18 protein-coding genes and 1 other RNA gene are annotated in these 22,517 nt (G+C 39.0%); 11 read left to right on the forward strand and 8 right to left on the reverse strand.

Annotated elements, in window-relative coordinates:
• Positions 1–122: 122 nt before the first annotated feature.
• The 4 genes from hflC to ACFINL_RS05780 all read right to left on the reverse strand — a co-directional run bounded on the left by hflC (position 123) and on the right by ACFINL_RS05780 (position 3,623).
• Entirely contained in the window at positions 123–1,061 is a 939-nt protein-coding gene (gene hflC / locus ACFINL_RS05765; RefSeq protein ID WP_375606990.1) for a protease modulator HflC, read from the reverse strand.
• A gap of 2 nt (positions 1,062–1,063) precedes the next feature.
• Positions 1,064–2,203, reverse strand: a complete 1,140-nt coding sequence (gene hflK, locus ACFINL_RS05770) for an FtsH protease activity modulator HflK (RefSeq protein WP_375612019.1) — start codon at positions 2,201–2,203, stop codon at positions 1,064–1,066.
• 119 nt (positions 2,204–2,322) lie between these two features.
• Positions 2,323–2,832 (reverse strand): dihydrofolate reductase, encoded by a 510-nt coding sequence (locus tag ACFINL_RS05775; protein ID WP_375612018.1) that lies wholly within the window; start codon positions 2,830–2,832, stop codon positions 2,323–2,325.
• Positions 2,829–3,623, reverse strand: a complete 795-nt coding sequence (locus tag ACFINL_RS05780; RefSeq protein WP_375612017.1) for a thymidylate synthase — start codon at positions 3,621–3,623, stop codon at positions 2,829–2,831. Before ACFINL_RS05780 ends, ACFINL_RS05775 begins: the two co-directional genes overlap by 4 nt.
• Before the next feature lie 213 nt (positions 3,624–3,836).
• On the opposite strand from ACFINL_RS05780, the gene ACFINL_RS05785 reads away from it, so the two are divergent.
• The 3 genes from ACFINL_RS05785 (at position 3,837) to ACFINL_RS05795 (ending at position 9,367) form a co-directional block, all read left to right on the forward strand.
• Positions 3,837–5,144, forward strand: coding sequence for an MFS family transporter (locus tag ACFINL_RS05785; RefSeq protein WP_375612016.1), 1,308 nt, complete (start codon positions 3,837–3,839; stop codon positions 5,142–5,144).
• A gap of 952 nt (positions 5,145–6,096) precedes the next feature.
• The gene (locus tag ACFINL_RS05790; RefSeq protein WP_375612015.1) at positions 6,097–7,407 is read left to right on the forward strand and encodes an MFS family transporter; all 1,311 of its coding nucleotides are present in this window, start codon (positions 6,097–6,099) and stop codon (positions 7,405–7,407) included.
• Positions 7,408–8,059: 652 nt separating this feature from the next.
• Positions 8,060–9,367 carry an MFS transporter gene (locus ACFINL_RS05795; protein WP_375612014.1) on the forward strand — a complete coding sequence of 436 codons (1,308 nt, stop codon included), beginning with the start codon at positions 8,060–8,062 and terminating at the stop codon, positions 9,365–9,367.
• Between the two features lie 69 nt (positions 9,368–9,436).
• Here the strand turns inward: ACFINL_RS05795 and ACFINL_RS05800 are convergent, their stop codons facing one another.
• Positions 9,437–9,742, reverse strand: a complete 306-nt coding sequence (locus tag ACFINL_RS05800) for a DUF2853 family protein (RefSeq protein ID WP_375650971.1) — start codon at positions 9,740–9,742, stop codon at positions 9,437–9,439.
• A gap of 96 nt (positions 9,743–9,838) precedes the next feature.
• Between ACFINL_RS05800 and ssrA the strand changes: the two genes are divergently transcribed.
• The 5 genes from ssrA (at position 9,839) to ACFINL_RS05825 (ending at position 13,838) form a co-directional block, all read left to right on the forward strand.
• Positions 9,839–10,195, forward strand: a transfer-messenger RNA (tmRNA) gene (gene ssrA / locus ACFINL_RS05805).
• Positions 10,196–10,374: 179 nt separating this feature from the next.
• Positions 10,375–10,926, forward strand: coding sequence for an SspB family protein (locus ACFINL_RS05810; protein ID WP_375650975.1), 552 nt, complete (start codon positions 10,375–10,377; stop codon positions 10,924–10,926).
• 8 nt (positions 10,927–10,934) lie between these two features.
• Positions 10,935–11,117, forward strand: coding sequence for a DUF4169 family protein (locus tag ACFINL_RS05815; protein ID WP_375612011.1), 183 nt, complete (start codon positions 10,935–10,937; stop codon positions 11,115–11,117).
• A 10-nt stretch (positions 11,118–11,127) separates the two neighbouring features.
• Positions 11,128–11,379 carry a ribbon-helix-helix domain-containing protein gene (locus ACFINL_RS05820; protein ID WP_273788067.1) on the forward strand — a complete coding sequence of 84 codons (252 nt, stop codon included), beginning with the start codon at positions 11,128–11,130 and terminating at the stop codon, positions 11,377–11,379.
• A 119-nt stretch (positions 11,380–11,498) separates the two neighbouring features.
• Positions 11,499–13,838: an ATP-dependent helicase gene (locus ACFINL_RS05825; RefSeq protein ID WP_375613379.1), complete on the forward strand. Its 2,340-nt coding sequence runs from the start codon at positions 11,499–11,501 to the stop codon at positions 13,836–13,838.
• Positions 13,839–13,894: 56 nt separating this feature from the next.
• On the opposite strand, the gene ACFINL_RS05830 is transcribed toward ACFINL_RS05825, so the two are convergent.
• Positions 13,895–14,524, reverse strand: a complete 630-nt coding sequence (locus ACFINL_RS05830; protein WP_375612008.1) for a DapH/DapD/GlmU-related protein — start codon at positions 14,522–14,524, stop codon at positions 13,895–13,897.
• A 136-nt stretch (positions 14,525–14,660) separates the two neighbouring features.
• Here ACFINL_RS05830 and ACFINL_RS05835 point away from each other — a divergent pair, with 136 nt between their 5' ends.
• From ACFINL_RS05835 to ACFINL_RS05845, 3 genes are read left to right on the forward strand one after another with little or no spacing between them, the layout of a single operon-like run.
• Positions 14,661–15,242, forward strand: coding sequence for an SCO family protein (locus tag ACFINL_RS05835; RefSeq protein WP_273790767.1), 582 nt, complete (start codon positions 14,661–14,663; stop codon positions 15,240–15,242).
• A 26-nt stretch (positions 15,243–15,268) separates the two neighbouring features.
• Positions 15,269–16,138, forward strand: a complete 870-nt coding sequence (locus ACFINL_RS05840; protein WP_375650980.1) for a 50S ribosomal protein L11 methyltransferase — start codon at positions 15,269–15,271, stop codon at positions 16,136–16,138.
• A gap of 22 nt (positions 16,139–16,160) precedes the next feature.
• A complete protein-coding gene (locus tag ACFINL_RS05845; protein ID WP_375650984.1) occupies positions 16,161–17,987 on the forward strand; it encodes an aminopeptidase P family protein in 1,827 nt (608 codons plus the stop codon).
• Positions 17,988–18,582: 595 nt separating this feature from the next.
• On the opposite strand, the gene ligA is transcribed toward ACFINL_RS05845, so the two are convergent.
• Complete coding sequence (gene ligA, locus ACFINL_RS05850; protein WP_375650987.1) at positions 18,583–20,742, reverse strand: NAD-dependent DNA ligase LigA; 2,160 nt, start codon at positions 20,740–20,742, stop codon at positions 18,583–18,585.
• 112 nt (positions 20,743–20,854) lie between these two features.
• The gene (gene recN, locus ACFINL_RS05855; RefSeq protein ID WP_375650992.1) at positions 20,855–22,516 is read right to left on the reverse strand and encodes a DNA repair protein RecN; all 1,662 of its coding nucleotides are present in this window, start codon (positions 22,514–22,516) and stop codon (positions 20,855–20,857) included.
• Between the last annotated feature and the right edge of the window lies 1 nt (position 22,517).

The following is a 22,517-nucleotide window of genomic DNA, read 5'->3' on the forward strand; positions in this document are numbered from 1 at the left end:
CCCCACTAAATTTATCTACGTAAAACCAGCACGGCTCGATACTCTCTACCACTTTTACCATAAAAGAAAATGGTCACAGATCATTCTTTTCATGCAAAATCTCGTATCTGCAATCCATTATTTTATCTATTCTCTCCCGATTTTGGATCAGTTTTACTGAGGCCAGTATTCATTGTCGGTAAGAATGCTTTATTTGCCTGCGGCGGATTACGAAAATAGAAAAAGAAATCCTCATTTGGAGAAATCACCATCGGTGTTTTCTCTAAATTCTTGTATTGTTCCATCGCCAACCAAAAATCGTAAAAAGACGGATTAGCCTCCCTCGCATTCAATAAAAGACGAATACTTTCAGCTTGACCTTCACCACGGGTAATTTCAGCATCACGCTTTGCAGCTGCTACAATTTCTTCATATTCACGATTAGCTTCTGCCACAATACGATCTCGCTCCTGCTGACCACGAGCCCGGATATTTTCCGCAGCAGCTTCACGTTCAGCTGCCATTTGCCGATAAACATCTTCTGAAACAGCATCAGTCAAATCGGTTTTACGAATACGCACATCAACAATGGTAATACCCAACGAGCCTGCATCTACAGAAAATTGCTTCTGTACTTCAGCCATCATCGCGCCTCGTTCATCCGATAAGGCTGCTTTAAATTCTCGCTTACCATAAACAGCACGCAAAGCGTCAATAAACCGTGGTGCAAGGTTTTCACGTGCCGCAATTTGTGGACGCCCAGAAGCAATGCGCTGTAAAAACAACTTAGGATCTGTAATACGGTAAATAAAGAACGCATCCACCTCATAATACGCACCACCACGAACCTGTACAGATTGTGTAGGAACATCGTAACGCAATAACCGATTATCAACAATGATCATCTTATCGATAAAGGGCGCCTTGAAATAGATTCCAGGATTAGATTCTACCTGAACAATTTGTCCAAAACGCTTAATTGCTACTTGTTGACGAGGATAGACGATAAATACGGACATCCACAAAATCATCAAAACAAACACTATAGCACTAAAAACAAACAAAAAGCGAGATTGCTGCATAATTAATCTCCTCCAGAAATACGAGAATCTAAGAGTAACGCAGGACGCGCTGCTGTTGCCTTTACTTTTTCCGATGACTTGCTACGCAACAATTCATTCAAAGGTAAATAAGGCACCGCTGGAGAATTTGCCTGATCAAGAACCAGCTTATTTGGTGAAGAAAGAATTCGCCCCATCGTCTCCATATAGAGACGGTAGCGAGCAGCTTCTGGTGAAATCGCAGCCTCTCGAGCTATCGCCTGAAAACGTTCAGCACGCCCTGTTGCCTCTTCAACCATTTGTGCCTTTTCACCTTTTGCGATTTCCCGTGTGCGTGAAGCTTCACCATTTGCTAAACCAATTTTCGTAAAACGAACACGATTCCCCTCTTCAATCATTCTTCCACGTTCCTGCTCCGCCTGCTGAACAGAATTAAACGCAGCAGCAACCTTTGTCGGAGGAGCAGCTTCACTGATAGAAACACGGCTTATTTCGACACCAAGTTGATATTTATCCACAGTCAACTGAATAATCTTTCTAACGTCATTAGCAACTTCTTCTTTCTTGTCACGTAAAACATCATCAACCGGCCGCGAACCAATGACCTCACGCATTGCACTCTCAGCAACTTGGCGGACAGTTCCCTCTTGATCATTCACATTGAATAAAAACTGACTAGGGTATGAAATCCGATAATAAACGGAAAAATTAACATTAACGATATTTTGATCACTCGAAAGCATTAAACCATCACTTTGTTGCGCCTGACCGGGCTTCCCACCAATCGCGATTGTTTTTTCCGTTAAAGGGACTTTCATATAGGTCTCAATTGGCCAAAAATGAAAATGCAACCCATCACCAATAATGCCTTCTTTAGGGATGCCAAAGCGCAACTCTACCGCTTGTTCATTTTGCTGAACAATATAAATTGACTGGTATAGCCAAAAAAACACAATAAGCAGAAGGAATAAAACAGAAAAACTGCTTCTCCCGAATTGTTTAAATTGATCCTGCCCTTTGCGCAAAATTTCATTAAGATTAGGACCATTTTCGCCACCATTACCGCCACCAGAACCAAAGAGATTCTTAGCTGGTGTTTTTTTGTCACCACTGTTTTTATCGCCACTCCACGGGCCACCACCATTTTGATTTGTCCAGGGCATTATCACCTCTTTAACTGATTACCACTACTCGAACACCAACCATTTGCTTGATCTTATAGGGTGTCTCTTACCTCATTACAATACAACTGATAAACCCTTCCACTTCATATTACAAAAAATTATTTCCGCTCATAAACAACAAAACGTGTCGGATGACTATCTTTATCCCCTTTTGGAATATCTTGTGTTTGCACAATAGTCCACTTTTCTTTATCAAAAACAGGAAAAAAACTATCACCTTCTATAGAAGCTAAAACTTCTGTAAGGAATATTTTATCAGCCATATGCAACCCTTGTTGAAAAATTTCACCACCACCAATAATAAAAATTTCCTCTACATCATTTTGAGAAGCAACATTTGTTGCAAGAGAACAAGCTTGCGATAAAGAGTGAGCAACAACAGCCCCTTCAGCACAAAAGGTACAATCACGTGTAATAACGATATTTGTACGCCCTAGTAAAGGTCTCCCAATAGAATCCCAAGTTTTTCGCCCCATAACAATGGGCTTACCCAATGTCAAAGCTTTAAAGCGTTGCAAATCCGTTGATAAATGCCACGGCATTACACCTTCACGACCGATAACACCATTTTCTGCAACAGCAGCAATTAAACAAATGGAAATCGTCATATTGCTACCGGCGCTTTAATATGGGGTTGTGCTTCATAATTAAGCAACTCAAAATCCTCAAATTGAAAAGAAAAAAGATCTGTTACCGCTGGATTTATGCGCATACATGGCAAAGCATTTGGTCTACGAGACAATTGATATTTTGCCTGTTCAAAATGATTAGAATAAAGATGAGCATCTCCCAGAGTATGAATAAAATCGCCTACTTTAAGACCGCTTACTTGCGCAATCATCATCGTTAGCAATGCGTAGGATGCAATATTGAATGGAACACCTAAGAAAATATCCGCCGAACGCTGATAAAGTTGACAAGATAATTTCCCCTCCGCAATGTAAAATTGAAAAAGACAATGACACGGAGGCAACGCCATTTCCTCTATTAATGCAGGATTCCAAGCTGATACAATCAAGCGACGAGAATCTGGCGTTTCCTTAATCATTGTTAAAAGATTGTTAATTTGATCAATATGGCGTCCATCAGGAGCAGGCCAAGAACGCCACTGATAACCATAAACAGGACCAAGATTTCCCTTTTCATCAGCCCACTCGTCCCAAATTGACACACCATGCTCTTTCAACCAAGCGATATTTGTATCGCCTTTAAGAAACCACAAAAGTTCATAAATAATTGAACGTAAGTGTAGTTTCTTTGTTGTCAACAACGGAAATCCTGCTTGTAAATCAAAGCGCATCTGATACCCAAAGATAGATCGCGTTCCAACACCCGTTCGATCTGTCCGATCAATACCCTGATTTAAAACATGAGATAAAAGAGCAAGATATGATTTCATGAGGGTATTATGTCCGATTCTTCTTATTATAGAAAATAAAAACTGTAAAATCCGTACAAACATAATTCAAATCTTTTTCCAAAAACATCTTACACAAGAAATTATCATGATCTGACTAAATTTTTGATGCAAAAGATAAAATACTATAGACAGCTTCTAAAAAAATGACATAAATGAACAAAGATGGATGAACATCAAATAAAGGGATCGACTATGGAAAAACAAGAAGCTTTAAAACCACATGATACAAGAAAACGTATCTGGGCTATCGTGTCCAGTGCATCAGGTAATCTAGTAGAATGGTATGACTTTTATGTTTATTCCTTTACATCTATTTATTTTGCATCACAATTCTTTCCCTCAGATGGCAATGACGTTACGCAACTTTTAAAAGCGGCGGGTGTTTTTGCTATTGGTTTTCTTATGCGCCCAATCGGCGGATGGCTTTTTGGCTTCATTGCCGATCGTTACGGACGCAAACGCTCAATGCTTATCTCTGTTTTTATGATGTGTGGTGGTTCGTTCTTAATCGCCCTACTTCCTACCTATGAAACCATTGGAATGGCAGCAGGAATTCTTTTACTTTTACTCAGAATGCTTCAGGGGCTTTCTGTCGGTGGTGAATATGGTACAACAGCAACTTATATGAGCGAAATCGCCCTCAAAAATCGCCGCGGATTTTTTAGCTCTTTCCAATATACCACACTGATTGGAGGTCAACTTCTAGCCAGTCTCGTTATATTCATTTTAGCGCTTTATCTCACCGAAGATCAGCTAAAAGCGTGGGGCTGGCGTATTCCATTTGCCATTGGTGGATGCGGCGCAATTGTTGCGATTTATCTACGCCGCACACTCCATGAGACAACGACCAAAGAAAGTCGTTCTAGTGCACAAGCTGGTAGTATTAGGGGACTTCTGAGCAACCACCGAAAAGCTTTCTTTCTGGTTATTGGCTTTACAGCTGGAGGATCGCTCACATTCTACACCTATACGACTTACATGCAGAAATATCTGATCACAACCACTGGCTTTGATAAACATACAGCCACAACAATCATGACAGCTGCACTCTTTGTTTTCATGTTACTCCAACCCCTCTTTGGTGCTCTTGCAGATAAAATTGGAACAAGAACTTCACTCCTTATTTGGAGTGTCTTATCTATTATCTTTACCATTCCTGGACTTAATATGATTGGTAGTACTGATAGTACATGGATTGCTTTATCAGTCATTACTGGAATGCTCTGCATTATGAGCTTTTATACATCTATCTCTGGCATTGTAAAATCAGAAATGTTTCCTGCTTCAGTACGAGCAATAGGAGTTGGGCTCTCTTATGCTATTGCCAACGCACTGTTTGGCGGTTCTGCTGAATATGTCGCACTTGGATTAAAAGATCTTGGATATGAATCTGTCTTCTATTTTTATATAACCGGCATGATGATTATTGCATTCATTGCTGTTCTCTTAATGCCAGATGCTCGCAAAAAAGGGTATTTACAAGGAGACGATATTCATTAACCTTTAATGTTAACAAACAAGGATTTTAACAAAAAAGCCCAGAGTACTGGGCTTTTTTATATTCTTTCCGATAGAAGTTTAAAGCTCACAATTTTTTATCCCTTCAAACACTCTAAAGAAGCAATGTTCCCTCCTGCACACGCCGCTTATAAAAATAAATGGCTTCATATTATTATGTAATAAATACTTCTTTAGCTGAATTTAATTCACTGAAGATAAAAAACGTTTGATTTATTTTAATATTCCCATGCCCACTCAAAATCGAAGAAAAGTGATTATCTTTCAAGATAATTTTATCAATAATAAAGATTACACTCATGATTTTGTTTAATACGTTCTTAATGGTACCCCTCATGCAAAACAAATTCTTTCATGAAAATAGAAAATACCATTATATTATGAATTCGCACACTTTTTTGAGAAACATTTCTCAATGCACCCAACTCCATTTCACAACGGCACCCGTGAATGACATAACGTAAAAGCCCCGTAAAATATAAACATGAACATTACTCTCTTTACACTTAATAAAAGTGCAAGCCGCTATCATTATACTTTTGACGAACTCTTAATATTGTACTCCCCCTTAACACTTAAGCTCATTCCTAAAAAGTATTTTAACAGATACACCAACCTCGCATGAAATAGTCAATAACATCATTTTACGAAACAGCATCAAGCATATAAACTAAAGAGTATCATATCTTCATAAACACTCTGCATATGCAAATAATTCACAATCAAACAAAAAATAATATTTCCTTAAGGATAGTAAAAAGCGTATGATTTACGCAATGTAACAACACCATGAGCCCAAAACACCACTGATAGCTCTAGAAAAAATCTTTATGTTTCCCTAAAAAATTATCATGATACAATGGCGTTTTTATAATGCACATCGTAAATAGCTTTAAAAAGAAGAAAAGTTATAAATCTAAAAGGGGAATACTTCATGAATAATCAAACAACTTTAGATCCACATGATACAAGGAAACGTATTTTTGCTATCATATCCAGCGCATCAGGAAATCTGGTAGAATGGTACGACTTTTATGCTTACTCCTTTGCATCGGTTTATTTTGCCTCACAATTTTTTCCTGAAGATGAAGATATTGTTACACAACTGTTAAAAACGGCAGGAATCTTTTTTATTGGCTTTCTTATGCGTCCAATTGGAGCATGGCTCTTTGGATACATTGCGGATCGTTATGGACGTAAACGCTCAATGCTTATTTCTGTTTTTATGATGTGTGGTGGCTCTTTTCTCATTGCCATACTTCCCACTTATAAAACCTTGGGAATAACAGCAGCATTTCTTCTCCTTTTAGTCCGTATGTTTCAAGGGCTTTCCGTTGGCGGTGAATATGGTACAGCAGCAACGTATATGAGTGAAGTTGCGCCCAAAAATCGTCGTGGTCTCTTTGCTTCTTTTCAATATGCAACAACGATCTCAGGTCAACTTCTGGCAAGTTTTATAATATTTATTTTAGCCATTTACCTTAACGAGGATCAGTTAAAAGCATGGGGATGGCGTATTCCCTTTGTCATTGGTGGCTTTGGAGCAATCGTTGCAATTTATCTGCGTAGCTTGCTTCATGAAACAACAACCCTCAAAAGCCGCTCTGAACAACACGCTGGTAGTCTTAAAGAACTTTTTCGTAATCATAAAAAAGCTTTCTTTTTGGTTGTTGGCTTTACAGCTGGTGGATCTCTCACATTTTATACATACACCACTTATATGCAAAAATATCTGATCACAACCACTGGTTTTGATAAACAAACCGCAACAACGATAATGACTGCCGCCCTCTTTGTTTTTGTGCTACTCCAACCCCTTTTTGGTTCCCTAGCCGATAAAATTGGAGCAAGAGCTTCACTCATTAGTTGGGGGGCATTATCCATTATCTGCACCATTCCTGTACTTAAAATGATCGGTAATGCCCATAATCCATGGACAGCACTCTTAATTATTATTGGAATACTCTGTGTTATGAGTTTTTATACGTCCATTGCTGGTATCATAAAAGCAGAATTGTTCCCTGCTTCAATCCGAGCAATTGGTGTTGGATTTGCTTTTGCCATTGGCAACGCACTCTTTGGCGGTTCTGCTGAATATGTAGCGCTTGGATTAAAAAATATGGGATACGAATCTGTTTTCTTTTTTTACATCGTTGGTATGATGGTCATTGCACTCATTTCTATTCTTCTTATGCCCGATATAGATAAAGGAGGATATCTCGATAAAGACGATAGACTTCATTAAACTTATTTTCTGGATAAAAAAGCCCAAGAAATTGGGCTTTTTTTGATCCCCTCTCCACCCTAGTAAAGAACGAAAAGCTCGCCCCGCATTCGTCTTACAAACAACTCAGTTTCTCTTAAATTGTCTATAGTTACTGCCCTCTTTATGTAATTTACTTGATAAGATTCTATGGGCAGCCCTACCCTAAATATTTATCACGATATCTAAAAAACACCTCATACGGAAAACCTTATCTGAGGCTTACCTCACCCTCCTAAATGATGATGTGTTATGATACAATAAGATAAGTGAGGACACAAAATCCCCTTTTACATTATTTAAGCTTTATGAAATATTTTCAGTTTTGGGGCTTTCTGCTCATAAAGACCATCTCTTCTATGATCTTCCGGTATGATGCCAATATTGCATTCTTATCATAAAGTTTAAAGGTATCTTGATCTACTTTTCAATGTTCTCTCCCTTTAAATGCAACGTGATAACTTTTTATTCTATAACACAAGTAAAAATCTTAAAACGAATGACAACATAACTCTAATAAATCATCTTAAAGAGTTTCCCTAAGAAATTGTTATAATACCATTGAATTTTTCTGGAAATCATAAACAATTATGTTTAGAAAATATGAACTATAAATCCAAAAGGGGAACAATTCATGAAAAATGAAACAACTTCAGCATCACAGGATGCAAGAAAACGTGTTTTTGCTATTATAGCAAGCGCATCAGGAAATCTCGTAGAATGGTATGATTTTTACGTGTACTCATTTGCATCAATTTATTTTGCATCACAATTCTTTCCCTCCGATGGTGATACGATTACGCCACTGTTAAAAACCGCAGGTGTGTTTTTTATTGGCTTTCTTATGCGCCCTATTGGAGCTTGGTTTTTAGGGTTTGTCGCCGATCGTTATGGACGTAAACGCTCGATGCTTATATCCATTTTTATGATGTGTGGTGGCTCTTTTTTCATCGCCATACTTCCCACCTATGAAACCTTAGGAGTAACATCAGCAATCCTTTTACTTTTAGCTCGGATGATGCAAGGACTTTCAGCAGGTGGTGAATATGGTACAGCAGCCACTTATATGAGCGAAGTTGCCCTCAAAAAACATCGTGGGCTTTTTGCTTCTTTCCAATCAGCTACCCTTATTACAGGTCAACTTCTTGCCAGCTTCATTATATTTATTCTAGCATCTTATCTCTCTGAAGATCAGTTAAAAGCATGGGGATGGCGCATTCCTTTTGTGATTGGTGGTTTCGGGGCAGTGATTGCGATTTATCTGCGTCGTTCTCTCCACGAAACAACCACGAAAGAAAGCCGCTCTCACAAACACTCTGGCAGTCTTAAGGAACTTCTCACCAAGCATACAAAAGCCGTTGTCGTAATTGCATGCTTTGCATCAGGAGGATCACTCACATTTTACACCTTTACGACTTATATGCAAAAATATCTGATCACAACCACCGGCTTTGATAAACATACCGCAACAACGATTATGACAGCTGTACTATTTATTTTCATCCTATTCCAACCCATAGCTGGTATCATAGCCGATAAAATTGGAACAAAAACTTTACTTATCATTTGGAGTATACTCTCTGTCATCTTTACATTTCCTGGACTCTGGATAATCGGTAATACGCATAGTATATGGGTTGCCTTTTCCGTCATTATTGGCTTGCTCTTCATTATGAGCATGTATACATCCATCTCTGGTGTCGTCAAATCAGCAATGTTTCCCTCTTCAATACGCGCATTAGGCGTTAGCATCTCTCATGCCATTGGCAACGCCTTATTTGGTGGTTCTGCTGAATACGTTGCGCTTGGATTAAAAAAGTACGGTCATGAATCACTCTTTTATTTTTATATAACCGTCGTGATGATCATGGCATTCATTGCTCTTCTCTTTGTCCCGAGTATGCGTAAAGGAGGCTACCTCCAAGAGGATGAAAAACATTAACCCTTTTTATCAACGAAAAAGCCCAAGAAATTGGGCTTTTTTTTATCATTATCACAAATTTAATATTGTTTAAATTTTATGAAGTGCATTAAGGTGCTTAGCAACTAGATAATAAAAAGTCACACGACTTTTTCTACGCTCTCCAGACATCATCTCAGCCACTTTTGAAACAGCCATTTTAGCACTCTTCTCATCGGCTTCTAAAACATCTTGAACCCATTTTTCAACACGTTCTAACTCTTTTGGATCCGATGTAGCAACAAGCGCTGCATCCTTATTTTTCATCACTAAAGCTAAACGACGGCTAAGTCGTTCTACTGCTGCTTCATCGGGATTTAAATCATATAGTTTAATATCTGCTAGATTATTTGTCATTTTGCATCATCTCCTCTCCAAAAATGAGCGGACTATACTTTACAGCCGCATCATATAGCTCCATAAATAATTAGAGGATTAAAAATATTAACAACCCCCCTTTTCCTAAGACTGTTCTTCATCTATATTTAGAGGGCTGGTTCACCAGCTATGGTAATAAATGGACGGTGAAATAAACCTATTGGACCCGGGGGCGGTACCCGGCGCCTCCACCAAAATATAAGAAACCAAAATTATATTTTGGTGGGGGCGAAATAGGATCGACAAGGGTGTAAAGATCGCTCTTTTACTCGGCATTGTACCACCGTTATCGGGCTAAATGAGTAGTTGCAAATGACAACTATGCGGAAGCACGTCTCGCCGCTTAAGGTGGTGTGAATGTTTCAATTTAAGTCTTAAACCGTCGCAGGTTTAAGCGGGGTTCGGAGGCACCTGGCAACAGAAGCCTTCACTTTTTTAAATGTTGTTGATTGATCTTTCAGACATTATCAGACATTATTTACCATAGAGTTTCGTATTTATTCGATTTATTGAGGTGCATCGTAGAAAAAATCTGCTAATTTAAAATATATTCTGTCACACAATATCAATACGCCCCATTCTGCTACGTGAAATAAAAGGAATAAACTTCGATGGTTAAAGATCAAATCCGTTACGATATTCTCGTTCAGGATGCGCTTCGTGGAGTTATCCGTAAAGTTTTATCGGAAGTTGCCAAAGCAGGTCTTCCGGGGAATCATCATTTTTTTATAACTTTTTTGACAAATGCCCTAGGCGTTAAAATTTCTCCTCGGCTAAAAAATCGCTATCCCGAGCAAATGACAATCGTCTTACAACATCAATTTAGAGATCTCAGTGTTTCAGAAACAGCTTTCGAAGTAACTCTCTCTTTCAGGGAAATAACCGAAAAGCTCGTGATTCCTTTTACTTCCATTCAGGTCTTTTACGATCCTGTAGCAGCATTTGAAGCAGCATTTGATCTGCCCTCAAATCTGACCTCTGGAGAAAGTGAAAATTCAGAAAATACCTCAACGACGCCTATTACCTTATCAAACAAACAAAAAAAAGAAAATACGCTTACAAAAGAACAAAATCTCAGTACAAATAAAGAACCTTTAAATAACGATGCAAAACAAAATCAAAGTGCTGATGTTGTCTCTTTAGATTCCTTTCGGAAAAAATAATTTTTCTCATGACTGAATTGATTAATCTTCGCCAATTTCGAAAACAAAAAAAACGTACAGAAAAATCTCTTTGTGCTGAACAAAATCGTTATCGTTTTGGACGAACAAAAACTGAAAAAAATTTTGAGCAGCAAAAATCTTTAAAAATGCAAAAATTTCTTGATCAAAATCGTTTGCGAAACGACGAATAAAGGTGGAAAAATGCACGAAAATAATTCTATCGATTGGTCAAAAGTCATTCCACGAAAGATATCTGTTCGCGTTGATGGACACGCAACAAGCGTCTCTTTAGAACCACCATTTTTAGATATTCTAAAAGATATAGCCCGCAAAAAAGGACAATCTTTAGCCTTTATTATTACCGATATTGATAGCAAAAGACCACAACAAGTAAATCTTTCGGCTTCGTTACGCGTTTATGCCCTTCAAAGCGTTCTCACCCAACGCCTTTAATGTTTGTGCTTATTTTTTACGTTCTCTTTCTGTCTGTTCAACTGAAACTGTTGTGACTTTTTAAGAGAAGTTTTTTTAATCTAGAACTTCAATAAAAAAAAGACTACAAAAGAGAGATAATGAGTAATTTTTCTGATCATACCATACCTTTCTTTGAAGAAGATTCCCCTCCAGACCATGATAAGAAGAGCTCTGGTTTTTTCTCCCATACTCTAAAAGAACAAAAATCATATAACACAGACTATTTAGAACAACTCAATCCAGAACAGCAACAAGCTGTTATGAATACTGAGGGGCCTCTTTTAGTTCTTGCAGGTGCTGGTACAGGAAAAACGCGCGTTTTAACAACCCGTATTTCTCACATTTTACGCTCTGGACTTGCTTCTCCTCAGCAAATACTTGCTGTCACTTTCACCAACAAAGCAGCACGTGAAATGAAAATACGTATTGGTGAACTTATTGGAGAAGTTGTTGAAGGTATGCCTTGGCTTGGAACCTTTCATTCCACTGGAGCTAAAATTTTACGCCGTCACGCAGAGCTTGTTGATTTAAAAAGAAACTTTACAATTCTTGATAGCGATGATGTTCTTCGACTTTTAAAACAACTTATTCAAGCTGAAGGATTAGACGATAAGCGTTGGCCCGCACGAAACCTTGCCATGATGATTGATTCTTGGAAAAATCAAGGACTTTCACCAAAACATATCTCAAAAAGTGATGCTCATTCCTTTGGTAACGGCATGGGACGTGAACTTTATCACAGTTATCAAAATCGATTAAAAGATCTTAATGCTTGTGATTTTGGTGACCTTCTACTTCATTCTATCTCTATCTTCCAACATAATCCAGATATTCTTCGCGAATATCATTCTCAATTTCGTTATATTCTTGTCGATGAATATCAAGATACAAATACAGCACAATATCTTTGGCTTCGGCTTTTGGCCCAACATCCTCAAGGTCAACATGTTAATCTTTGTTGTGTTGGCGATGATGATCAATCCATTTATGGATGGCGTGGTGCAAAAGTCGAAAACATATTACGTTTTGAAAAAGATTTTCCTTCTGCTAAAATTATTCGTCTAGAACGCAATTATCGCTCAACATCTCATATTCTTAAAACCGCCTCCCATCTCATTGCTCATAATGAAGAAAGACTGGGAAAAGTCCTTTTTTCTGCTCAAATAAAGAGTGAGGAAGAAAAGGTAAAAATTCATTCAGCATGGGATTCGGCAGAAGAAGCACGAGCAATCGGAGAAGAAATCGAACGCGCACAACAAACCGGTCATGCATTAAATCATATGGCTATATTGGTACGCGCATCATTTCAAATGCGTGAATTTGAAGATCGCTTTGTAACACTTGGCCTTAATTATCGCGTCATTGGTGGTCCTCGTTTTTATGAGCGAATGGAAATACGTGATGCCATGGCTTATTTACGCGTTGTTGTCCAACCTACTGATGATTTAGCTTTTGAGCGTGTTATTAATACACCCAAACGCGGCATAGGAGATGCAACCCTGCGCATTCTTTATGAGAGTGCACGTGCACGTGCTGTTCCTCTCTTTTCTGCTGCCGCAGACATCATTGAAACAGATGAATTAAAGCCTAAGGCACGCAGTGCGTTACGAAGCCTCATTGAAAACTTCCGCCGCTGGCAAAATATGCTTCAAGACACTCCTCATAGAGAACTTGCCGAGATCGTCCTTGATGATTCTGGTTATACAACCATGTGGTTAGAAGATCGCTCACCAGAGGCTCCTACAAGACTAGAAAATCTTAAAGAAATGATTCGTTCCATGGAACAATTTGAAAATCTTCAAAGTTTTTTGGAACATGTTGCACTCGTTATGGAAACGGAAAATAATGAAAATATGGATGCAGTCAACATCATGACACTTCATTCAGCCAAAGGACTTGAATTTGAAACAGTTTTTCTTCCAGGTTGGGAAGAAGGACTCTTTCCCCACCAGCGCTCATTAGATGAAGGTGGACGTTCAGGATTAGAAGAAGAACGGCGTCTTGCTTACGTAGGTCTAACAAGAGCAAAAAAACATTTGCATATATGGTTTGTATCGAATCGAAGAATTCATGGACTTTGGCAACCTGCTCTTCCCTCCCGTTTTCTAGATGAATTACCAGCAGAACATATAGAAGTTGTAGAAATGGAAACATCCTATGGTGGTTATGGAAAATCTTCCTTTCAACATCACGATTCCTTTTATACTGACTATGCAACAGCAAGACAAAAGCGTGCACAAAAAAACAAGAATATTGAAGGGAAAGTTATCTCTCAATCAATCTCTCATGCACCATCAGATTTTTCTGTCAATGATCGGATTTTTCACATAAAATTTGGCTATGGTTATATTACAGCAATAGACGATCATAAATTGACAATAATGTTCGAAAAAGCCGGAGAAAAGCGTGTACTAGACAATTTTGTAAACAAAGCTTAATTACAAGTAAACCACGATCAGTTTTTTCAAGAAACCACTTTGTTTTATTCTGACTATCATTTCCATTTACGAACAAAGGCTTCAATGGGCAGATTTTGCATATCAGGCAATGCGTCGTGAATTTTATCAAGTGGCCAATCCCACCAAGCCATATTTAAAAGGCATTCTATCACATGATTGGGAAAACGCATCCGCAATCGCTTAGCAGGCACCCCAACGACAATCGTATAAGGCATAACATCTTTCGTTATAACAGCGTTCGCGCCAATGATAGCGCCATGACCAATTGTCACTCCAGGCATAATAACCGCACCATGTCCAATCCACACATCATGCCCAATAATAACACGTTTTGCACAACGCCTTTCACGAAAACCACTATCTAATGCCATATAACGAAAATATTCGTTTGGACGATAGGTTATTTTATGCGTTGAAACGCGCTCCATAGGATGCTCCAACGCATTCATCCGTACATGAGATGCAATAGAACAAAAACGCCCAATATCGCTATAAATAGCCTCACTATTACGCTCTAAATAAGAAAAATCTCCAACGGTTACATCCCGTAAAATCACCCGCTCATTAATTTCCACATAGCGCCCTAATTTACAACCATGCAGCCGCGCTGTCGTATGGATACGAGGTTCACTTTCATGAAATCGAAGATCTTTCTCAATATTCATACATCTTTCACCAATGTTTTATCAATAGATATGGAAAGACATACCAATCAAGCCAATAAAATCAACCATGAAACAAACATTGCAAAACAAACCTGCCGATGTTACAATTTCTCGATCTATCTAAGAGAGTCAAACTATGAAAAATGTAATACGCATCTTGGGGCTGACAATCATATTTCTTGCAGGTGTTTTTATTTATGATACGCTGACAAATAAGCCTTTAGGTGATAACTTTACGCTCACTGATTCTAATGGAAAAAATATTACTGAGGCTGATGTTCGAAGCAAGCCTTCAATAATTTTTTTCGGCTTCACTATGTGTCCTGAAAGCTGCCCTACCACACTGATGAATCTTGATCGATGGCTTACAGCCCTTGGGCCTGAAGCTGATAAATTAGGTATATGGTTTGTGACTGTTGATCCTGAACGTGATACACCAAAAGTACTCCATGATTATCTCAGTAATTTTAACAATAAAATTGTTGGCATCAGCGGAGATCCTGAAAAAGTTCATAAAATGGTCAATTCTTTCAACATCGTTGCTGAAAAAGTCCCTGAAACAGATGGAAACTATACATATAACCATACAGCAGCAATTTTTTTACTCAAAAAAGGTGGAAAATTAGCTGGCGTTATCCGTTATGACACGAAAGAAAGCGATAGCGAATTAAAAGATGAAATCGCCATTGAACGGTTAAAAAAACTCATCTTAAACTAAAAAAACCGATCAAAAGAAAGAACAGCATGTCGCAACAAATTCGCCTCTATTATACTGCTTCTAGAAATGAAGCAGAACGGTTCTATACCCTTATAGAAACAGCCTTTGACGAAGAAGGGTATCCTCTTGCTCTTACAGAGATAGATGAACAAAATGCTGTATATGAGCTTTCTCTATATGTCGATCAAGACAATCAAGAGAACGCATTGAAACGTTTTGCTCAAATCCTTTCTATAGATTTTGATAATATTAATATGGAAGTTTTACCCAACATTGATTGGGTACAAAAAAGCCTAGAAGGACTAAAACCTGTGCAAGCCGGTCCTTTTTTCCTTCATGGAAGTCACAACCGAAACGCCATTCCAGCAAATGTTCTCCCTATTGAAATTGAAGCAAATCAAGCCTTTGGAACAGGACATCATGGGACAACAGCTGGTTGTTTGGAAATGATTGCCAAAGTCATGAAACACGAAAATCCACAAAATGCCCTTGATCTTGGAACTGGTAGTGGAGTCTTAGCCATTGGCATAGCAATGCTCAAGCCCATTAGTATTCTCGCCTCCGATATTGATCCTATTGCTATTCAAGTTGCACAACATAATATCGAGCTTAATGGCGTAAAAGAGTATATTACAGCTGTTACAGCAACAAGTTTTACCCATGAACACATTGCAACACGTGCGCCTTTTGATCTCATCGTTGCCAATATCCTTGCTAATCCGCTTATTGAACTTGCGCAAGAAATGGTAAAAGCCCTTAAAAAAGGGGGATCACTTATACTCTCTGGAATTCTTGAAGAGCAACACGCCTACGTTTTAGATACTTATATAAAACAAGGAATGAAGCATATCGAAACATACCACCGGCAAGGATGGGTTACGATACATCTGAAATAAAATAAAAGAAAAGGACGTCGTTATGTATCAATCTTTTGAGGCGACAACAAATCCTGCTTATGCAGCAGAACGCATTTCTTGCCTTCGTAAAGAACTCGATCACCTTGGACTCGATGGTTTTCTTGTTCCGCGATGTGATGAGCATCAAGGAGAGTATGTCCCTCCTCATGCTCAACGCCTTAGCTGGTTAACCGGCTTTACTGGATCAGCTGGGATTGCACTGATTTTAAAAAACAAAGCCATCATATTTACAGATGGGCGATATAAGCTCCAAGTTCGCCAACAAACTGATCCTGATATTTTTAATTATGAAGATCTCATAACTTGTCCTCCCTCACAATGGCTTGAAAAAAATGGTCAAAAACTTTCTATTGGCTTTGATCCATGGCTCCACACGATTGCTGCCACCGATGCATTGAGAAACGCATTAGAAATGAAAGCAGGTGGAAAACTTGTAGAAGTTCAACATAATCCCATTGATTTGCTCTGGCATAATCAACCAAAGTTACCACAATCTGCCTTATCAATTCACCCTCTCAAATATGCTGGGTGCGATACAGATGAAAAACTCGCTTTGATTTACAAAGATATACAGCAAACTCATGCAAATGCTTTTATTTTTACAGACCCCTCTTCCATTGCATGGACATTCAATATACGGGGCAATGATGTTTCCAACACGCCTTTTTCCCTTTGTTTTGCTCTCATTCCACTTAACAAAACACCAGCTTTATTCATTGACAGCAAAAAACTTGGTGTAGAACAGAAACAATATCTAGAACGTTATGCAAAATTATATGAACCAGAACAGCTTATTCCCAAGATCAAAGAGTATATTCAAAAAGGGACAGTGTTTGCCTTAGATCCACAGCTAACATGCGAAAAATTACGAACTGTTATTGAAGAAAAAAATAGCTTTTTTATCACACTTACCGATCCTGCTGCTCTACCACGTGCCATTAAAAATGACACAGAACTCAATGGCACACGCAAAGCGCATCTACGCGATGGTGTTGCCCTAACCCGTTTTTTTTCTTGGTTAGATAAACAAATACCAGGGTCAATAAGTGAAATTTCTGCTGCTCAAAAATTAGAAGAATTTCGCATAAATACAGCAAAAGAAATGGGAGAAAAACTTGAAGATCTTTCTTTTGATACAATCTCCGCAACAGGAGAAAATGGTGCCATTATTCATTATCGTGTAACAACGCAAACAAATAAACAACTCAAAGCCGGTGAACTTTACCTCGTTGATTCAGGTGGACAATATCGTGATGGCACGACTGATGTCACACGCACCGTAGCAATTGGGAATATTGGAGAAGAAGAAAAACGCTGTTTCACTCTTGTTCTCAAGGGCATGATTACTCTTTCAACTATCAGATTTCCAAAAGGCACACGAGGACAAGACCTTGATGCTCTTGCACGCATTGCATTGTGGAAAGCTGGTTTTGATTATGCTCATGGCACCGGTCATGGTGTTGGATCTTATCTTTCTGTCCATGAAGGACCGCAAAATATTTCTCGTAAAGGGTGCCAAGAACTCATCTCCGGTATGATTCTTTCAAACGAGCCAGGCTATTACCGCGAAGGCGCTTTTGGTATCCGTCTTGAAAATTTGATGATTGTGAAGCCAGCACAAAAAATTGATGGTGGAGATATAGAAATGCTCTCGTTCGAAACACTTACACATTGCCCCATTGATCGACGGTTAATCCTTCCAGAGCTTTTGACACAAGAAGAACGACAATGGCTCAATGATTACCATGCGCGCGTTTATCAGATGAATGCACCTTACTTAAATGAAGAAGATAAAAAATGGGCAAAAGAAGCAACAATGCCCCTTTAAATGAAGCAACCTATAACTTTTACTCTTTCTACAAAACACAGGATTTTCTCTTTTTAAGGGAAAAATATGTATCTGCGTCAGGAAATATGAAAAATATTTCTACAAGATACTTCAAGTTTTTTGCTGGTATGGTAAACGCTAACCTAGGTGAAGCAAGATGAGATACACCTATACGTGGTAATACTTATCTTGGCGATCTCCATCCAGACATTATTATATCCCTATTTCCTTTATATGGAAACTTTCGTTATATTTTGTAATTTTCCGCGTTATATTTCTATTACGTCATTATAATTGGTTTATTACGGCATTTTGGATTAAATTATACATATTTATTTACAATTTTTACCTTGCTTCACAGTAATAATTTATATTTTGTACTAATAATAACCTTGTATATTCTTCATCATAATAGTTTAAGTTTAATATTTAAGCTCAACGTTAATTATTTTAAATAACGTAATAAATATTAAAATATATGGCGCTCTGTTTTTGCAAAAAACAGCCCCTATTATCCCTCTTTTTGATTTCATCCCCCAAAAAATGTAAGAGAGATAATCATACAAACAGCATACGATCTTCTAGAAAACATCCTCTAAACATTATGTTTCTCAATCAGCTGTAGCCAAGCCTCTTCATCGATAACCTCAACACCTAATTCCTCAGCTTTAGCCAATTTGGAGCCCGCTCCAAGTCCTGCAACAAGAAGATCTGTTTTTTTAGAAAGTGAACCAGATGTTTTAGCCCCCAATCGCTCTGCCAATGCTTTTGCTTCATCACGTGACATATGCGCCAAAGTTCCTGTAAAAACAATAATCTTATCCGCTATTGGTGAAGAATCTGCTATGATAGGCTCCTCATCAAGAGGAGTTACTTCTTCAAGCAAAACAGATAAAATCTCACGGTTATGCTCTTCTTGATAAAAATCAACAATTGCGCTCCCTACCTGTGGTCCAATTCCTTCGATATTGGTAAGCTCTATCCAAGCCTCATTTCCTTCTTCATTTTCCTTATCACATGGCATAAATGCTTCCATAGCCGCAGTCTCAAAAGCTGTATAATTTTTATAAGCACGTGCAAGGCGGCGTGCATTCACTTCGCCAACATGACGAATCCCCAATGCAAACAAAAAACGGCTCAAAGGAATTTCTCGGCGCGCATTAATGGCATCATACAATTTCCGCACTGAAACAGTACCAAAACCTTCCATATTTTCCAAACGGATCAAAGACTTTTCTTGGCGCCGTTCTAAAGTAAAGATATCAACTGGTGTATGAATACAAAGCGCTTCATCTTGAACATGGAAAAAGAACTCCACTTGTTTTTTACCCAAGCCCTCAATATCAAACGCATTGCGTGAAACAAAATGACGAATACGTTCAATCGCTTGTGCCGGACAAATAAGCCCCCCTGTACAGCGACGCACGGCTTCTCCCTCTTCACGAACAGCATGACTCCCACAAGCGGGACACAGATGAGGAAAAACAAAAGCAGAAGCATCTTTTGGACGTTTTTCAGCAATAATATCAACAATTTGAGGGATCACATCACCAGCACGTTGTACAATCACGCTATCGCCTACACGGATATCACGTCCTTCACGAATGGGCTCTCCTTTATGACCAATTCCCTTAATATAATCCTCATTATGCAAACTAGCATTGGTCACCACCACTCCACCAACAGTAATAGGCGTAAGACGTGCAACAGGTGTCAAAGCTCCCGTGCGACCAACTTGAATGTCAATATCTTCCAAAAGCGCTATCGCTTTTTCTGCTGGAAATTTATGGGCGATAGCCCAACGCGGCGAACGAGAAACAAACCCCAAACGCTTTTGGAGCATCAAATCATTAACCTTATAAACAATGCCATCAATGTCATAGCTTAAAGAATGACGGCGTTCTTCTATATCACGATAATAGAAAATAATTTCTTCTACTCTCTTAAAGACTTTTGTTAATGGATTGATAACAAAGCCATATTCTTTTAGCTTTTTCATCATCTCCATTTGACTTTCTGCCAATATTTCACTCACCTCACCACAAGCATAAGCAAAAAATTGAAGTTTTCTGCTAGCGGTTATCCGTGAATCAAGCTGACGGAGTGAACCAGCCGCCGCATTTCGAGGATTGGCAAAGGTTAACTTGCCCTTCTCTTGTTGGCTGATATTCAGTGCTTGGAAATCTTCCCGCCCCATATAAACTTCACCACGCACCTCAATGATATCAGGAAAATCACCTTGCAAAACTTGTGGGATATCAGCAATTGTTCGGGCATTTGCCGTCACATTTTCACCGACAGTTCCATCCCCACGCGTTGCCGCACGCACAAGCTGCCCCTTTTCGTAGCGCAAAGACAAAGATAAACCATCAATTTTTGGCTCCGCTGTTATTTCCAACACTTGTGTTTCTGGAAGCCGTAAAAAACGACGAATACGCTCAACAAATTCAGTAACATCTTCAGAGCTAAACGCATTATCAAGTGAAAGCATAGGCTGTGCATGAACAGATTTTTCAAATTTTTCAGAAATTGGTGCTCCAATTTTATGTGAAGGAGAATCAATACGTATAAGCTCTGGAAAAAGAGCTTCAATTTCTGCATTACGACGACGTAAAGCATCGTATTCTGCATCAGAAATTTCAGGCTGATCATCACGATTATAAAGCACATCATGACGTGCAATCTCTTTTGCCAACCACTCTAATTCACGTTCTGCTTCAACAGCTGTGAGATTTTTATATGCATCTTTGTTCATAAAATCTATTCCAAATTACAAGCACTGCCACAAGGATTTCCACACGCATCCTCATCAAGTGAATCTCAATAAATACAAGCTTTCCAGTATTTTTATCGCTGACTAATTACCTTTATGCTAGAAGCTTTTGAGCCGCTGCACGCGCTTCTTCAGTAATCTGTTCTCCAGCCAACATACGGGCAATTTCTTCTGCACGCTCATGTTCTTTCATTTTATGAATCGCAGTAACAAAGCGTCCTTTATCATGACTCTCAATTTTTGAAATAAGAAAATGACCATGCGCTTTCGATGCAACCTGTGGTGCATGTGTAATAGCAAAAACCTGAACACGTTCTGATAAGCGTTGCAATCGTTGTCCAATAGCAGCTGCAACAGCCCCCCCAACGCCTGTATCAATTTCATCAAAGATCAGCGTCGGTGCTGATCCTCGATCAGATAAAACAACTTTTAATGCTAGCAAAAAACGGGATAATTCACCGCCAGAAGCCACACTAAGCATCGGCCCTGCACGTGTTCCAGGATTTGTCCGCACCCAATATTCAATACGATCACATCCCTCTGCACTCCGCTTTTCCATATCACTTTGCATTTCAACAATAAATTCAGCCCTCTCTAACTTCAATGCCGGCAACTCAGCCATAACACTTTCAGATAAATGCTTTGCTGTCTCCCGACGCTTTATTGTTAAGGCTTGCGCCAATGTATCATAATTTTTCTTTGCCTGCTCTGCCTCATCTTCAAAACGTGTCAATATGGTCTGAGCCTCTTCAAAGTCAGCCAGTTCAGCATCCATTTTATCGCGTAACTGAACCAATTCATCCGCAGAAACTTGATATTTACGAGCAAAACCCCGAAGAGCAAAAAGACGCTCTTCTATCCGTTCCAATTCATCAGGTTCAAAATCTAATGCTCGTATTGCCGTCTCAATACCTTCTTGTGCTGTTGCAAGTGCATGCAATGCCTCATCAATAGATTTCACCACTGGTGCAATAAGTTCTTGCGCCTCAGGAATTTTCCGCTCCAAACGCCTCACCAAATTAGAAAGCACTGGGATTGGTGATTTTTGACCTGTTAAAAGATCATCCGCTTCTTTAATATCTGTCGCTATTTTTTCTAATTTAAGCATATCAGCACGACGAAGAGAAAGAGCTTCCTCTTCACCAACTTTAAAATCAAGCTTTTCAAGCTCTTCTACACACGCACGAAAATAATCAACCTCCCGTACAGCACTCTCTACTTTAAGACGCTGCCGTTGCAAACGCTCCTCAAATTCACGCCATGTGTGATAACACTGACGCAAATTTTCCACTTCATTCTCAAGTCCACCAAAGGCATCTAATAATTGGCGATGTGTAGCAACATCAACAAGCGCACGATCATCATGTTGTCCATGGATTTCAACCAGCAAACGGCCAACACTCCGCATCAATGCAACACTAGACACCTGATCATTGATAAAAACACGGCTACGTCCATCACTTGATTGCACACGTCGTAAAATAATATCACCCTCATCATCAAGACCATTCTCACGAATAAGTTGACGTGCAGGATGTGAAACAGACACATCAAAAACAGCTGTGACCTGCCCGCGGTCAGCCCCATGACGCACAAGCGAAGCATCACCCCGCCCCCCTAGAGCAAGTGATAAAGCATCAAGGAGAATAGACTTCCCCGCACCCGTTTCTCCAGTTAAAACCGTCAACCCCGCTGTAAAATGAATATCGAGCGTTTCGATCAAAACAATATTATGAATCGAAAGCTGTACCAACATA

Source organism: Bartonella sp. AA78NXGY (genome assembly GCF_042197005.1).
Lineage (GTDB): Bacteria > Pseudomonadota > Alphaproteobacteria > Rhizobiales > Rhizobiaceae > Bartonella.